Source organism: Moorella mulderi DSM 14980 (assembly GCF_001594015.1).
Lineage (GTDB): Bacteria > Bacillota > DSM-521 > Neomoorellales > Neomoorellaceae > Neomoorella > Neomoorella mulderi.
Genome location: NZ_LTBC01000001.1, coordinates 440,468 through 454,091, shown reverse-complemented (window position 1 = coordinate 454,091; position 13,624 = coordinate 440,468). Strand labels below are relative to the sequence as shown.

The following is a 13,624-nucleotide window of genomic DNA, read 5'->3' as shown; positions in this document are numbered from 1 at the left end:
TGGTTACCGGCCCGGCCACCGGCGTGTCTTTTTCGTAATCCGCAAAAATATTAAAGTTATGAGGCCCCCGCAAAGCCAATATAGGTTAAACTATACTTAACGCCGTATCCTGGACCTTCGCCGCTTTCTCACCGCTTTCTCTCCGCTTTATGGACATATGGAGCATAAAGTATGCCTTAAATCACAGTGCTGGGGAAAGCCAGGGCAGCCATCGCTACAGGCACCTGCTTCGACCGCACCTGCGAGGGTTACCCGGGCGTAGCGACGTCCGCCAGGCTACTCAAGTAATCACGGGGGGTACAGATGCGTACACCTGCAATAACCTGACCACGATAAGGGGCAAAATGACATAAATCCCCTGTTATGAGATGGGTTGCCCGGGCCTGGATCGCAGCTACAAGCACAGGACGATCCTTCAGCGGAAGATTAATTGGACAGGGAATGGTGGTGTCGGCCTCGGGCACGATTCTAAGTTGCGCCACCAGTTTTTCCAGGCGTATTAAATGCTCCTGTTGTTCAAGGTTACGCCGGGCTTCTTCGATTACATAATTGGAGACCAAAAGCCGGCAGCGATTAAGGCGTTCCCTTTCCCATAACTGGTTTAGCGCAGGACTGCCATAAGCGGCGGAAAATAATACATTGGCATCCAAAAATAGCCGGTCCATCAATTATCTTTTAACCTTTCGTGGGGGATTTTGGCCGGGTCCAGTCCCAGCCGGCGTACCTCCTCGACGGCCCAGGCATAATCTTCAGGTGTTATGCAATTATTTAAAAGGAATTCGGCCTTCCGCTCAGGACTATAAATTTCTACGGGCAGGGCTACCGCCGGGCGCAATAATATCCCTTCCGGGCATGCTTCGGCTATCATCAACGCCCCTTCTTTCAAGCCGTATCTACGACGCAGGCTTGCCGGGATTACAACGGTGCCCCTCTTCCCTACTTTTGTGGTTTCTGTTAGAGCAGCGTTCATGATCCCACCTCCGAATATCAGTATATCAGATTGAGGTAAGTTCTGCAAGCAGTTGAAAAGTTATTACAAAAGCAACCTCTTAGCGGCTGCTTTTTAAATTTCCATGCTCCTAACAGTAATGATATACATGGCGTGGGACCAGAGGAGGGGGTTGGCGATGGGCCCCCAGCGCTCCAGCCAGTAGTGGTAGTGGGCCTCGGAGGTAAGGTTTTCCGGCACCTGCTCCGGCAGGAAGCCGTTGTTATCGGCCCGGTCTTCCACCCAGGCCAGGAGTTCCCGCGCAGGAGCTTCTTTTCCCTTCAGGCGGTAGTACCAGGCCAGCCAGGCGGTGAGGAGCAGCCACTGCCCGCCGCCGTAGTAGGTATCGGCAGCATAACGCTTGACGCCACCGGAACAAAGTTCGGTTGCGATCCTGGCCACCGTCGCCGTGAAAACGGGATCGTCCAGGCTGCAGAGGCCGAAGGGTACTCCCAGCCAGAGGAGGTTGGCATCAACGGCATCCTGCCCGGCAAACTTGACCCAGTGGCCGTCCCAGACAAATTCGTCCCTGGCCCGGTCAGGCAGCTGTTCCAGTACCGTAACGACCCCCTGTTGATCCCCCAGCCAGGGTAAAATAGCTTTCAAGCCGCCATATATGGCCGCCAGGGTGGAGGGGTGGCGGTAGTCACCGTATTCCTCCCAGCAGTCCAGGCAGGGGTGCTGCCAGAGGCCGGTGAGGTAGCGCACCACCAGGTCAACGGCCCGGCGGTAAATATCTTTCCAGGGGCCGCCGGCCTGCAGGTGGGCGGCCAGGCCCCAGAGGAAGGTGCCGTAGCCGTCCAGCTGGAAATTGCCCCAGGGCTCCCGGCCCTCTTCCCCGCTGAGGGTATAGCGGGTATGGAGGCAGCTGCCATCGTCAATGGGCCGGCCACAGGCTGCGGCCGCCAAAGCCCTTTCTACTTTAAACCCGTGGGCGACAATAGTGCGGGAGGCAAAACGGTAAAAGGCCGCTGCTCCTTCCCTTTCTCCCACCAGGTCTAAGGCGCGGGCGATAAAGGTCCCGTCCCGCAGCCAGACGTAATTATAGGGCGCGTAATCAGGAGCCGCCGGGAAGGCACCCGTAGGTGCCTGGTAAGCCTTTAAAACATCTATGCTGCGGTTATAAAGTTGAATTGTTTTCATTTAGCCTCCATAAGTAGTTGTTTCCTGTTTGGTGACGATTTAGCACCTGCAGGCTTTCTGTGGAAAAAAGGTGATTTGTGCGGTTTCTAGATGCAAGGCGACAGAAAAGAGGGCTTTCGCCAGCCCTCTTATTTTATCATCTCCAGGAAATAGCGGTGTACTCGCAAATCTTTAGTCAGTTCCGGGTGGAAGGCCGTCGCCAGGAGGTTCCCCTGGCGGGCCATGACGGTCTTACCCATAAAGGTGGCCAGGGATTCGGCCGGGGGTTCTACCCTCTCCAGGTAAGGAGCGCGGATAAAGACGGCATGGAAGGGCTCCTCCCCCAGGACGGGGATTTCCAGGTCAACCTCAAAGCTGTCCACCTGGCGGCCATAGGCGTTGCGCTGGACACTCACGTGCATCAGTCCCAGCCGGGGCTGGTCGCTACCGATTATATCCCTGGCCAGGAGCACCATCCCGGCGCAGGTGCCGAAGACCGGCATCCCTGCTGCCGCCAGTTCCCGGATGGGTTCCAGGAGATTGAATTCAACCATCAACTTGCCAATGGTTGTACTCTCGCCGCCGGGGATGATGAGCCCGGCAATACCTTCCAGCTGCCTTTCCCGCCGGATCTCTACACCCTCAACGCCCAGGGCCGCCAGGGAGGCAATATGCTCCCGGAAGGCGCCCTGCATGGCCAGTACGCCAATTTTCATTTTTAACTCGCCTCGCTCTTACCAGCCGCGTTCCTGCATGCGTTCTTCCTGCCTGATGGTGGCAATCTCCAAGCCGGGCATGGCTTCGCCCAGGTCTTTAGATACCTCGGCCAGGATTTCCGGTTCCCGGAAGTGGGTGGTGGCGGCCACAATGGCCCGCGCCCGTTTCATGGGGTCACTGGATTTAAAGATACCGGAGCCGACGAAGATACCGTCGGCGCCCAGCTGCATCATTAATGCGGCGTCGGCCGGGGTGGCAATACCGCCGGCGGCAAAGTTGACCACCGGCAAACGCCCCAGTTCCTTCACCTGCTTGACCAGTTCATAAGGAGCCTGAATTTCTTTGGCAAAGGTCATCAATTCCTCATCGGGCAGGTTCTGCACCCGCCGGATCTCGCTCATGACCCGGCGCATATGACGGACGGCCTCCACGACATTGCCGGTACCGGGCTCGCCCTTGGTGCGGATCATGGCCGCCCCCTCGCCGATGCGCCTTAAAGCCTCGCCGAGATTGCGGGCTCCACAGACAAAGGGCACTTTGAATTCATGTTTATTGATATGAAACTCTTCATCGGCCGGGGTGAGAACTTCGCTTTCATCGATATAGTCAACGCCCAGGGCTTCTAAAATCTGCGCCTCTACGAAATGGCCGATTCTAGCCTTGGCCATCACCGGGATGGTTACGGCGTCCATAATCCGTAAGATAACCGTCGGGTCGGCCATGCGGGCCACGCCACCGGCAGCGCGGATGTCGGCCGGCACCCGTTCCAGGGCCATTACGGCGCAGGCCCCTGCCTCTTCGGCAATTTTAGCCTGTTCCGGGGTGGTGACATCCATGATGACGCCACCTTTCAACATCTCCGCCAGGCCCTTTTTTACCGTCCAGGTTCCTTTTTCTGCTGCTGCCATTTTTGTTCCCCCCATTGTTCCCTCTTCGACCGTTCTGGCTGCACAGTTTCATTCTACTACAGGGTACCCTCTTAAGCAATAACTTTTCAATATAACCTGATCGTTACCATGAAATTTAAGTCTTACTGTACGCGCGCGATGGCTACCACGCGGTCGTTGTGTTCCAGGCGCATCAAGGTAACTCCCTGGGTATTGCGTCCCTGGCGGGAAATGTCCTCCACACCAAGGCGGATGAGAATCCCGTCGGCTGAGATCAACATTAGTTCATCATCCTGGCTAACGACGGCCACCGCAGCCACCGGACCTGTACGTTCAGTAACGTTCATGGTGATAATACCCTTGCCGCCCCGGCTCTGGGCCCGGTACTCGCTCAAAGGTGTCCGCTTGCCAAAACCCTTCTCAGAAACAACGACCAGCTCGGCCTCTTCCTTAACCCGGACCAGGCCAATGACCTCGTCCCCGTCTTCCAGGGCCAGGCCTTTTACGCCGTGGGCGGCCCGGCCCATGGGCCGGACTTCATCTTCGGCAAAACGAATGGCCTTGCCCTGGCGCGTCACCAGGATAACTTCATTATCCCCTTCCGTACGCAGGACACCGATAAGTTCATCGCCATCTTCCAGGTTGATGGCAATGAGGCCGTCCCGCCGGGAAGTATGATATTCAGCCAGGGGGGTCTTTTTGACCGTACCCCTTCTGGTAGCCATGAAGAGGTAAGCATTTTCACCCGGGTCGCGGATGGGAATAACGGCGGTGATGGTTTCTTCCTTGTTGAGATAAATTAAATTGACCAGCGGCGTCCCCCGGGCCTGGCGGCCGGCCTCCGGTACTTCATGGCCCCGCAGGCGGAAGACCCGCCCCTTATTGGTAAAGAAAAGGAGGTAGTGATGGGTGGTAGTAACAAAGATATCCTGGACAAAATCTTCTTCCCTGGTACCCATGGCCTGGATACCGCGGCCGCCCCGCTTCTGGCTGCGGTAGGCGTCTACCGGCTGGCGCTTGATATAGCCGCGGCGGGTCAGGGTGACGACGATATCTTCCCGGGCAATCAAGTCTTCTACCTCAAGGTTTTCTTCTTCCAGGACAATTTGCGTCCGGCGGGGATCAGCAAATTTATTTTTATACTCGAGGAGTTCCTCCCTGACAATGCCGTAGACCATGGCCTCGCTGCCCAGGACTTCCTTCAGGTAAGCAATGCGCTTTTGCAGTTCCTCCCATTCTTCTTCTAGCTTTTCCCTTTCCAGGGCCGTGAGGCGCCCCAGGCGCATGTCGACAATGGCTTTGGCCTGCCTGTCGCTTAAAGCAAAACGCTCCATCAGGCCCCGGCAGGCTTCGGGTTCATTGGGCGACTGGCGGATAATCTTGATTACTTCATCGAGAAACTGGATGGCAATGCGCAGGCCCGCCACGATATGGGCCCGGGCTTCGGCCTGGGCCAGAAGGTAGCGGGTACGGCGGGTGATTACCTCCTTCTGGTGATCCAGGTAGAGGGTAAGCATTTCCCGTAAATTGAGGATCCGCGGCCGGCCGTCCACCAGGGCCAGCATAATGACCCCGAAATTCTCCTGCAGCTGGGTGTGCTTATAGAGCTGGTTAAGAATAACCCTGGGCTGGACATCCCGGCGCAGCTCGATGACTATGCGCATCCCCGTCCGGTCGGACTCGTCCCGTAGATCAGTAATGCCGTCGATTTTTTTCTCCCGCACCAGCTCGCCAATGGTTTCCACCAGGCGGGCCTTGTTGACCTGGTAGGGGATTTCCGTCACCACAATCTGGCTCTTGCCGTTGCTCAGGGTTTCCACCTGGGCCTTAGCCCGGATCTTGATGCTGCCCCGCCCGGTCCGGTAAGCGTTTCTAATTCCTTCCCGGCCGATAATCAGGCCTCCGGAAGGGAAGTCCGGTCCTTTGATAAACCGGGTAAGGTCTTTGAGATCGGCCTCCGGGTGGTCAATCAGGTAGACCAGGGCATCGATGACTTCCCCCAGGTTATGGGGCGGGATGTTGGTGGCCATGCCCACGGCAATCCCGGCCGACCCGTTGACTAAAAGCTGGGGAATCCGCGCCGGGAGCACCACCGGTTCCTTCAGGCTGCCGTCATAGTTATCGATGAAGTCGACGGTCTCTTTATCAATATCGGCCAGCATGGCCAGGGCAATTTTCGCCAGCCGGGCTTCGGTATAGCGCATGGCCGCTGCTGAGTCGCCGTCGACGGAACCGAAGTTACCGTGGCCGTCTACCAGGGGATAGCGGCAGGCAAAATCCTGGGCCAGGCGGACCATGGTTTCATAGACGGCAGCATCGCCGTGGGGGTGGTAACGGGCCAGCACCGTACCCACTACGACGGCCGACTTTTTATGGGGCTTATCCGGCGTTAGCCCCTCTTCGTACATGGCATAAAGGATCCGCCGGTGGACAGGTTTCAAGCCATCGCGGACATCAGGTAAAGCGCGGCCCACAATGACGCTCATGGCATAGTCAATGTAGGAACGCTTCATTTCCTCTTCCAGGTTGACTTCTAAAATCTTACCGCCCTCTCTCAAGGCCAAGTATTTTCCACCTTCTTTCGCAGTGACTCTTTATCTAATTATAACCTCACAGTGTCCTTTCGCCAAACAGCTCTAAAGAAAAACGGGGGTCAGACCCCCTCCACCCTAAATATCCAGGTTTCTGACTTCGTGGGCGTGCTGCTGGATAAATTCCCTCCGCGGCTCCACCCGGTCACCCATGAGGATGTTAAAGATGGCATCGGCTTCCGCGGCATCTTCCAGGTTGACCCGGAGCAGGGTGCGGGTTTCCGGGTTCATGGTTGTTTCCCAGAGCTGGTCGGCATTCATTTCGCCCAGGCCTTTATAGCGCTGCACTTCCCATTTTTCACCCGCATGGTTCTGTAAAAACCTTTCCAGTTCGGCGTCGTTATACAGGTAGTGCTCTGCTTTGCCCCGGGAAACTTTATACAGGGGCGGCTGGGCGATATAGATATAACCTTCGGTGATTAAAGGCCGCATGTAGCGGTAAAAAAAGGTAAGCAACAGCGTCCGGATATGGGAACCATCCACGTCGGCATCGGCCATGAGGATAGTCTTATGGTAGCGGGCCTTGCTGATGTTAAAATCATCGCCGATACCTGTTCCCAGGGCGGTGATGATGGTCCGGATCTCTTCGTTATTTAAAATCTTGTCCAGCCGCGCCTTCTCGACGTTTAAGATTTTACCCCGCAAAGGCAGGATGGCCTGGAAACGCCGGTCGCGGCCCTGCTTGGCCGAACCGCCGGCGGAATCACCCTCCACCAGAAAAAGCTCGGCCACGGCGGGGTCCTTGTGGGTGCAGTCGGCCAGCTTGCCGGGCAGGGAAGTTATCTCCAGGGCATTCTTGCGCCGGGTCAGCTCCCGCGCCTTGCGGGCCGCCTCCCGGGCCCGGAAGGCATTCAAAGCTTTATCGACAATCCGCCGGGCAATGGTGGGGTTTTCTTCCAGGTAGGCGCTTAAATGCTCTGCCACCAGGGCGTCGACAATGCCCCGCACTTCCGTGTTGCCCAGCCTGGTCTTGGTCTGGCCTTCAAACTGCGGTTCGAGCACCTTGACGCTGATGACAGCCGTCAGGCCTTCCCGGATATCTTCTCCGGCCAGGTTGCTGTCATTTTCCTTCAGGATGTTAAATTTACGGGCATAATCATTGAGCACCCTGGTCAGGGCTGTTTTAAAACCGATTTCGTGGCTGCCGCCTTCGGTGGTATTGATATTATTAGCATAAGACAGGATGAGCTCGTTATAACCGTCGTTATATTGCAGGGCTATTTCAACCTGCACGTCATCTTTTTCACCGCTGAAGTAGAGGGGCTTGTTGAAGAGGACTGACTTGTTTTTATTTAAATGGCGGACGAAGTCAATCAACCCGCCGGTATGATAATAGGTGGTTTCTGTGTCGTTTCTTTCATCGCGAAAGATTATTTTGACGCCACGGTTTAAGAAGGACAGTTCCTGCAAGCGCCGGCCGATTATTTCATCCTGGAAAACTATATCTTCAAATATCTCCCTGTCCGGGAAAAAGGTTACGCTGGTACCCGTGCCCTTGGCTTTGCCAACGACCTTTAAATCCGATACTTTCTTGCCCCGGCGATACTCCTGCTGGTATATTTTACCATCACGTTTTACCTTGACCTCCAGCCACTCTGACAAGGCATTGACCACCGAAAGGCCCACACCGTGAAGGCCGCCGGCCACCTTGTAGCCATTGCCGCCGAACTTGCCGCCGGCGTGCAACATGGTCAGGGCCACTTCCACCGCCGGCAGGCCTGTTTTCTCATGAATATCCACCGGGATGCCCCGGCCGTTGTCGGTAACCGTCAGGCTGCCGTCCTGATGAACGGTTACTTCAATGCGATCGCAAAAGCCGGCCAGGGCCTCGTCAATGCTGTTATCTACGAGTTCAAAGACCAGCTGGTGCAGGCCCCGGACCCCGGTGTTGCCGATATACATGCCGGGACGCCGGCGTACAGCTTCCAGGCCCTCCAGTACCTGGATTTGACTGGCATCATATTCCGTGTGTACCTGTTCCATCTTTTCCTCCCAGGTTAAACTTTCCCTGACCAATATAGCACAAAAGTAAGGCTTCCTCAAGCAGGCTCCCGGCCTGGACCTTATCTTGCTAAAGGAGGCCCTTGAGACAGGCAGGGAGAGCCTTATTCCTTTTCCAGGTTGCTAAAGATAGAACTGGCTCTCTTCATCAGGGTACCGGAAGAAATGCCCGAATAATATATCTCCTTATCGGTAATAATGCAGGATTTGCAACCCTCGTCCCGGGGGTCTTTTTTGACTTTAAGGTTGGCCGTATTTAAAAATTCACTGTTAACCCCGGCCCGGCTTGTTGTACTCAAGTTGAGGATGGCGATAATTTCTTTGCAGGGAACAACCATCTCGTTACCTATATGCAGGTACATAATAACCACCTCCGAATAAGGTCCTGCTAAAAAAATATTATCTTCTGGTAGGGACATATCCCTACCCTACCACTAACCTTCTTTCCCCTGATAATTTCCAGAGGGTGGCCTGCTCCAGGAGGCTCGCCGGTAATCTGGTCAATTCCGTGGTCGTTAAAAATGTCTGGCCGGCGGTGGCCAGGAGTTCCAGCAAGGCCTGCTGGCGTTTGCTATCCAGCTCGGAGAAAACATCATCAAGTAGCAAAATAGGCCTCTTTCCCATGACCTGCATAAAGATCCTGGCTTCAGCAATTTTGAGGGCCAGCACGGCCGACCTTTGCTGGCCCTGGGAAGCAAAGAAGCGTGCTTCATGGTCGCCGATAAAAAAGGAGAAATCGTCCCGGTGGGGTCCCCAGAGACTTAAGCCCGCCTGGATCTCCCTTTCCTGGCCCGCAGTTATTTTTGCCAGCCATTCCTCACCGTCACCGACGATGGGCCGGTAGGAAAGGGTTAGCTGTTCCCTGGCATCCATACTCTGGTAGATGGCTGCTGCCAGGGGTTCCAGGGCCTGGAGAAAGGCCCCTCTTCTCTGGATAATGTTCAAGCCGGTAGATACTAACTGGACATTCCATGGTTCAAGCTCCTGAACTTTTCCCCGGCCTGCCTTGATCTCCCGCAGTAAACGGTTGCGCTGTAAAAGGAGGCGACGGTAAGACTGGAGGCTGTGGCAATAGAGCCGGTCAAGGATGCTTATCTCCCGGTCCAGGAACTGGCGCCGGTAGACAGGCGCACCTTTAAGCAGGAGCAGGTCATCGGGTCCAAAATAGATAACCGGCAAGATACCCAGGAGATCAACTAAGCGGTGGTGCCGGCCGTTAATTGTTAACTCTTTATGATTTTGCTGGTAAATAATAGCAAGTTCCAGGTTTTCCTGGCTGGTATTGCAGAAGCCTTTTACCTGGAAAGAGTTTTCCCCCCAGCTTACCACTTGCTGGTCTTGCTGCTGGCGCAAGGATCGGGCAAAGCTTAAATAGCCAACAGCTTCCAGGAGATTGGTCTTGCCGGCCGCGTTGGGACCCTGGATAATGTTCAGGCCCGGCTGGCAGTTCCAGGTTAATTCGCGGTAACTGCGAAAATTAGTCAACTGGAGCTGCCGTAAGCTTATAGCTGTCACCCTTAATTTCCACCTCATCGCCAGGCCCTATAGGATGACTGCGGCGTTTCTCTGTTTGACCGTTAACCCGTACCAGGCCGCCGGCAATCATTTCCTTAGCCTGGCCGCCGGTTGCTGCTATGCCGGCCCATTTTAAGAACTGGTCCAGCCGGATAGATGGAGTGGTAATAGGTACGTTTTTGCTAGGCATAATTAACCCCTTTAGACAACTGGCGGGTTGCTTTCCGGTGCGTTATTAATCCTTACCGGCAGGATGAGGCAAAAATAATTATCCTCGCCTGCCGGTTTCACAACTACTGGTTTTAAAGGTGCCAGCATCTCCAGGATAACCTCTTCCGTGTCTATTATACGTAACGTTTCCAGTAAATAACGGCCGTTCAGGGCCAGGGTTAAAGGCTCACCTTCAACCTGCGCCGCCAGTTCTTCCTCCAGGTGGCCAACTTCGGCAGCGTCGCTGGTAATCTTTAAAGTTTCACCTACCTGCAGGAAGATAATATGAGAACGGGATTTTATTTCATCCCGGGCCAGCAAGGTAGCCCGTTCTGTTGTTTCCAGTATCTCCCTGGTAGCCACCTTTACTGTGGTAATATGGGATTGGGGAATAACCTGGCGATAATGGGGGAATTTTCCATCAAGAAGCCGGGCATATAGTCTTAAGTTTTCATAGCTGGCAAAAATCTGGCTGGAACCAATGCTTATTTGCACCTGGCCTTCTTCACTGGGCAGCAGGCGGGCTAGTTCATTCAAAGAACGGCTGCTAATAAGGGCGTTTACGGGCTCCTGGCTGGTAAATCCCGCCAGCCGGCCATGGTAGACGGCCAGCCGGTGGGTATCGGTAGCTACCAGGTTAAATTGATTTCCACCAGGTTCTATTTCCAGTAGTATCCCGCTAAAAATACTCCGTAAATCGTCACTGCTGGTAGCTATAGTTACTTTGCGGACGGCATCTTTAATAGTGTTTATATCTACCTCCAGGGATATATTGCCTTCCAGGTCTGGCAGGGAAGGAAACTGGTTGGGATCGAAGCTGTTTAACTGGACCCTGGACTGCATGTAGGTTATTTCAACGGTATTATCCGGCAGGGCCTGTAAAGAGAGGTTAGTCGGGGGTAAACGCCGCACCATTTCTGAAAAAATGCGCGCCGGCAGGAGTAGATCGCCAGGAGTTAGTACTTCCACAGGGAAACTGTAAATAATGCCTAGATCGAGATCGGTTCCCTGTAAAGTTAGCATATTATCTTGTGCCTGGAATAAAATACCTGTAAGGGCTGGAAGAGTAGTGGTGGTGGCTACGGCCCGGTAAACCTTTTGGACGGCCTGTAAAAGCTGGGGTTGTGAACAGGAAATATGCATAACATGGTTCCTCCATCATCATCATATCATAAAGATGAATAGTAGTAGTAGGGCCTGTGGATATGTTAATAGCAGCCGTAAATGCAGCCAGGACGGGATTCGAGATTTGTGGATTACTGGTTTCTAATTTCCTGCATAAGCTGGGATATCATCTGGGGCAGGGAAGGATCGCTTATTAAATCATCGCGTATCTTGTTGTAGGCGTGAAGGACAGTTGTATGATCCCTGCCGCCAAAGGCCTCACCAATCTGGGGTAAAGAGGCATCGATCATCTCCCTGGCCAGGTACATGGCTATTTGCCGGGGAAAGGCTACCGAACGGTTCCGCTTTTTAGCCTTTAAATCTTCAGGCTTCAAGTTGAAATAGCGAGCCACCACTTCCTGGATCAGGTTGATGGTAATTGGCTTCGGCCTGGCCAGGTTTAAGGCATCCTTGAGAACTTTTTCCGCCAGCTCGATGGTAACTTCTTCTTTAGTAAAGGCGGCATAGGCTGCTACCCTGATTAAAGCTCCTTCCAGTTCACGGATGTTAGAATCTATTTTTTGGGCCATAAAAAACATAACTTCGTCAGGGAGAATAATATTTTCGGCAGCTGCTTTCTTACGTAAGATAGCCATCCTGGTTTCCAGGTCGGGCGGCTGGATATCGGTAATGAGCCCCCATTCAAAACGCGAACGTAAGCGGTCTTCTAAAGTGGGTATTTCTTTAGGCGGACGGTCACTGGAGATTACTATCTGTTTGTTGGCTTCATACAGGTGGTTGAAGGTATGGAAAAATTCTACCTGGGTGCTTTCTTTTTTTGCCAGGAACTGGATATCATCAATAAGGAGGACATCAATGTTACGGTATTTAGCCCGGAATTCTTCCGTCTGCTCATCGCGGATAGCGTTAATCAGGTCGTTGGTAAACCTTTCCGAGGAAATGTAAAGGACCCGGAAATTAGGTAAGTGCTGGCGGACGTGATGGCCGATAGCCTGCATGAGGTGGGTTTTCCCCAGCCCAACACCACCATAAATAAATAAAGGATTATAAGAATTGGCCGGCGTTTCGGCTACTGCCAGGCAGGCAGCATGGGCGAAGCGGTTGCTGTTGCCCACCACAAAGGTATCAAAAGTGTACCTTGGGTTAAGCCGGGGCAGGTCGTCGTCTGCTGCTTCAGGGGTTGCTGTGGCCAGGTCCCCGGCCGGAGAAAAGCAAATAACCTGGATATTAATTGGCTCCCGGCCCAGGACTTTTTGCAGGGCTTCCTGGACCAAAGGATAATAACGGCTCTGGATGTAATCGCGGGCAAATTCGTTGGCTGCGGCCAGGACCAGAGTGTTACCTTGCATGGTTACCGGCCGGGTATCAAAAAACCATGCTTCCAGGGCGGAGAAACTAATTTGTTTTTCTAAGATAGATAAAACCTGTTGCCAGGCTAGATCAAGTTGATTTGGTGACAAAAAGGAGACCTCCCTGGGGAAGATGTTAATAAAATTAGATGTCTATAAAATGAATATCGGGGATAAATGAGAGGGATAAAGGGAAATCACGCATTTTTATCTTACCAGCTTTGGGGATAACTATCAACAGGTAACAAAAATTCCTTTTCCTTGACAGATGGAAAAAGACTCAGCTATAATTTGAATGATACGGCTGGAAAAAGATAAAGGATAACTTTTGGTAGGAGGGAAAAGTAAGTTTGAAAAGGACTTATCAACCCAAAAATAGACGCCATCAGAGGGTTCATGGTTTTTTAAAGCGGATGCGCACTCGAGCCGGGCAGGAAGTCATCAAGCGGCGGCGCCGTAAAGGTCGTAAACGCCTGTCTGCTTAAGACAGGCCCTATCCCTTTTTCCATGGGGGCAGGATGTTGTTAACTGCAGGGCGGCGTATTGTCAAAGCAAGGGATTTCCGCCGGGTTTACCGCCAGGGCCGCAAGGTAAGCGGCAAGATGTTAAAACTATATTATCTGCCCAATAACTATTGCCTTACCCGTTTTGGTTTTTCCATTTCCAAAAAAGTGGGCAAAGCTGTAAAGCGTAATTTATTAAAACGCCGCCTGCGGGAAATCTGTCGTAAACATATAACTTCTTTCCAGCCGGGTTTGGATGTGGTGCTGGTAGCCAGGGAGAGTGCCGTGCAAAGTAATTTTAATGAACTGGAGCAAGAAGTATTAAATTTAGGGCGCTGGGGGAAAATTTTGGTTAAAGAGGAAAGCAGTGACCAGGGTGATTAAAAGAAGTATTATCTTATTTATTCGTTTATACCAGTTATTTATTTCCCCTATCCTGGGAAAAAATTGCCGTTTCTATCCCACTTGTTCCCAGTATGCTCTGGAAGCGATAAGCAGATATGGAGTGTTCAGGGGAAGTATCCTGGCAGTAAAAAGATTAGGGCGCTGTCACCCGTGGCATCCTGGAGGTTATGACCCGGTTCGTTAAAGCCAGAATGGAGGTGAAGGCTGCCTT

The 13,624-nt window shown here is 53.2% G+C and carries 15 protein-coding genes; 3 read left to right on the top strand and 12 right to left on the bottom strand.

Annotation, left to right across the window (positions count from 1 at the left end; translation table 11 throughout):
• Positions 1 to 248 precede the first annotated feature (248 nt).
• The 12 genes from MOMUL_RS02345 to dnaA form a co-directional block, all read right to left on the bottom strand.
• Positions 249 to 665 carry a PIN domain-containing protein gene (locus tag MOMUL_RS02345; protein WP_064774310.1) on the bottom strand — a complete coding sequence of 139 codons (417 nt, stop codon included), beginning with the start codon at positions 663 to 665 and terminating at the stop codon, positions 249 to 251.
• Entirely contained in the window at positions 665 to 970 is a 306-nt protein-coding gene (locus tag MOMUL_RS02340; protein WP_062280981.1) for an AbrB/MazE/SpoVT family DNA-binding domain-containing protein, read from the bottom strand. The genes MOMUL_RS02345 and MOMUL_RS02340 overlap by 1 nt, the downstream gene beginning before the upstream one ends.
• Positions 971 to 1,063: 93 nt before the next feature.
• On the bottom strand, positions 1,064 to 2,131 hold the full coding sequence (locus MOMUL_RS02335) for a glycoside hydrolase family 15 protein (RefSeq protein ID WP_062280979.1): 1,068 nt from the start codon (positions 2,129 to 2,131) through the stop codon (positions 1,064 to 1,066).
• A gap of 128 nt (positions 2,132 to 2,259) precedes the next feature.
• Positions 2,260 to 2,826 (bottom strand): pyridoxal 5'-phosphate synthase glutaminase subunit PdxT, encoded by a 567-nt coding sequence (gene pdxT / locus MOMUL_RS02330; protein ID WP_062280977.1) that lies wholly within the window; start codon positions 2,824 to 2,826, stop codon positions 2,260 to 2,262.
• An 18-nt stretch (positions 2,827 to 2,844) separates the two neighbouring features.
• Positions 2,845 to 3,735 carry a pyridoxal 5'-phosphate synthase lyase subunit PdxS gene (pdxS, locus tag MOMUL_RS02325; protein ID WP_062280975.1) on the bottom strand — a complete coding sequence of 297 codons (891 nt, stop codon included), beginning with the start codon at positions 3,733 to 3,735 and terminating at the stop codon, positions 2,845 to 2,847.
• A 122-nt stretch (positions 3,736 to 3,857) separates the two neighbouring features.
• Positions 3,858 to 6,278, bottom strand: coding sequence for a DNA gyrase subunit A (gene gyrA, locus MOMUL_RS02320; protein ID WP_084785406.1), 2,421 nt, complete (start codon positions 6,276 to 6,278; stop codon positions 3,858 to 3,860).
• A gap of 105 nt (positions 6,279 to 6,383) precedes the next feature.
• Positions 6,384 to 8,288 carry a DNA topoisomerase (ATP-hydrolyzing) subunit B gene (gyrB, locus tag MOMUL_RS02315; protein WP_062281449.1) on the bottom strand — a complete coding sequence of 635 codons (1,905 nt, stop codon included), beginning with the start codon at positions 8,286 to 8,288 and terminating at the stop codon, positions 6,384 to 6,386.
• 122 nt (positions 8,289 to 8,410) lie between these two features.
• On the bottom strand, positions 8,411 to 8,668 hold the full coding sequence (gene remB / locus MOMUL_RS02310) for an extracellular matrix regulator RemB (RefSeq protein WP_064774309.1): 258 nt from the start codon (positions 8,666 to 8,668) through the stop codon (positions 8,411 to 8,413).
• A gap of 61 nt (positions 8,669 to 8,729) precedes the next feature.
• On the bottom strand, positions 8,730 to 9,821 hold the full coding sequence (recF, locus tag MOMUL_RS02305; RefSeq protein WP_062280969.1) for a DNA replication/repair protein RecF: 1,092 nt from the start codon (positions 9,819 to 9,821) through the stop codon (positions 8,730 to 8,732).
• Positions 9,784 to 10,011: an RNA-binding S4 domain-containing protein gene (locus MOMUL_RS02300; protein WP_062280965.1), complete on the bottom strand. Its 228-nt coding sequence runs from the start codon at positions 10,009 to 10,011 to the stop codon at positions 9,784 to 9,786. Before MOMUL_RS02300 ends, recF begins: the two co-directional genes overlap by 38 nt.
• Before the next feature lie 11 nt (positions 10,012 to 10,022).
• Positions 10,023 to 11,174 carry a DNA polymerase III subunit beta gene (gene dnaN / locus MOMUL_RS02295; protein WP_062280962.1) on the bottom strand — a complete coding sequence of 384 codons (1,152 nt, stop codon included), beginning with the start codon at positions 11,172 to 11,174 and terminating at the stop codon, positions 10,023 to 10,025.
• A 113-nt stretch (positions 11,175 to 11,287) separates the two neighbouring features.
• Positions 11,288 to 12,616 carry a chromosomal replication initiator protein DnaA gene (dnaA, locus tag MOMUL_RS02290; RefSeq protein WP_062280960.1) on the bottom strand — a complete coding sequence of 443 codons (1,329 nt, stop codon included), beginning with the start codon at positions 12,614 to 12,616 and terminating at the stop codon, positions 11,288 to 11,290.
• Positions 12,617 to 12,855: 239 nt separating this feature from the next.
• Here dnaA and rpmH point away from each other — a divergent pair, with 239 nt between their 5' ends.
• Genes rpmH through yidD form a run of 3 tightly spaced genes read left to right on the top strand, consistent with a single transcriptional unit; the run spans position 12,856 to position 13,597 of the window.
• A complete protein-coding gene (rpmH, locus tag MOMUL_RS15525) occupies positions 12,856 to 12,990 on the top strand; it encodes a 50S ribosomal protein L34 (protein ID WP_084785404.1) in 135 nt (44 codons plus the stop codon).
• Positions 12,991 to 13,023: 33 nt separating this feature from the next.
• The gene (gene rnpA / locus MOMUL_RS02285; RefSeq protein ID WP_064774283.1) at positions 13,024 to 13,392 is read left to right on the top strand and encodes a ribonuclease P protein component; all 369 of its coding nucleotides are present in this window, start codon (positions 13,024 to 13,026) and stop codon (positions 13,390 to 13,392) included.
• On the top strand, positions 13,385 to 13,597 hold the full coding sequence (gene yidD, locus MOMUL_RS15520; RefSeq protein ID WP_084785427.1) for a membrane protein insertion efficiency factor YidD: 213 nt from the start codon (positions 13,385 to 13,387) through the stop codon (positions 13,595 to 13,597). Before rnpA ends, yidD begins: the two co-directional genes overlap by 8 nt.
• Positions 13,598 to 13,624: the final 27 nt, after the last annotated feature.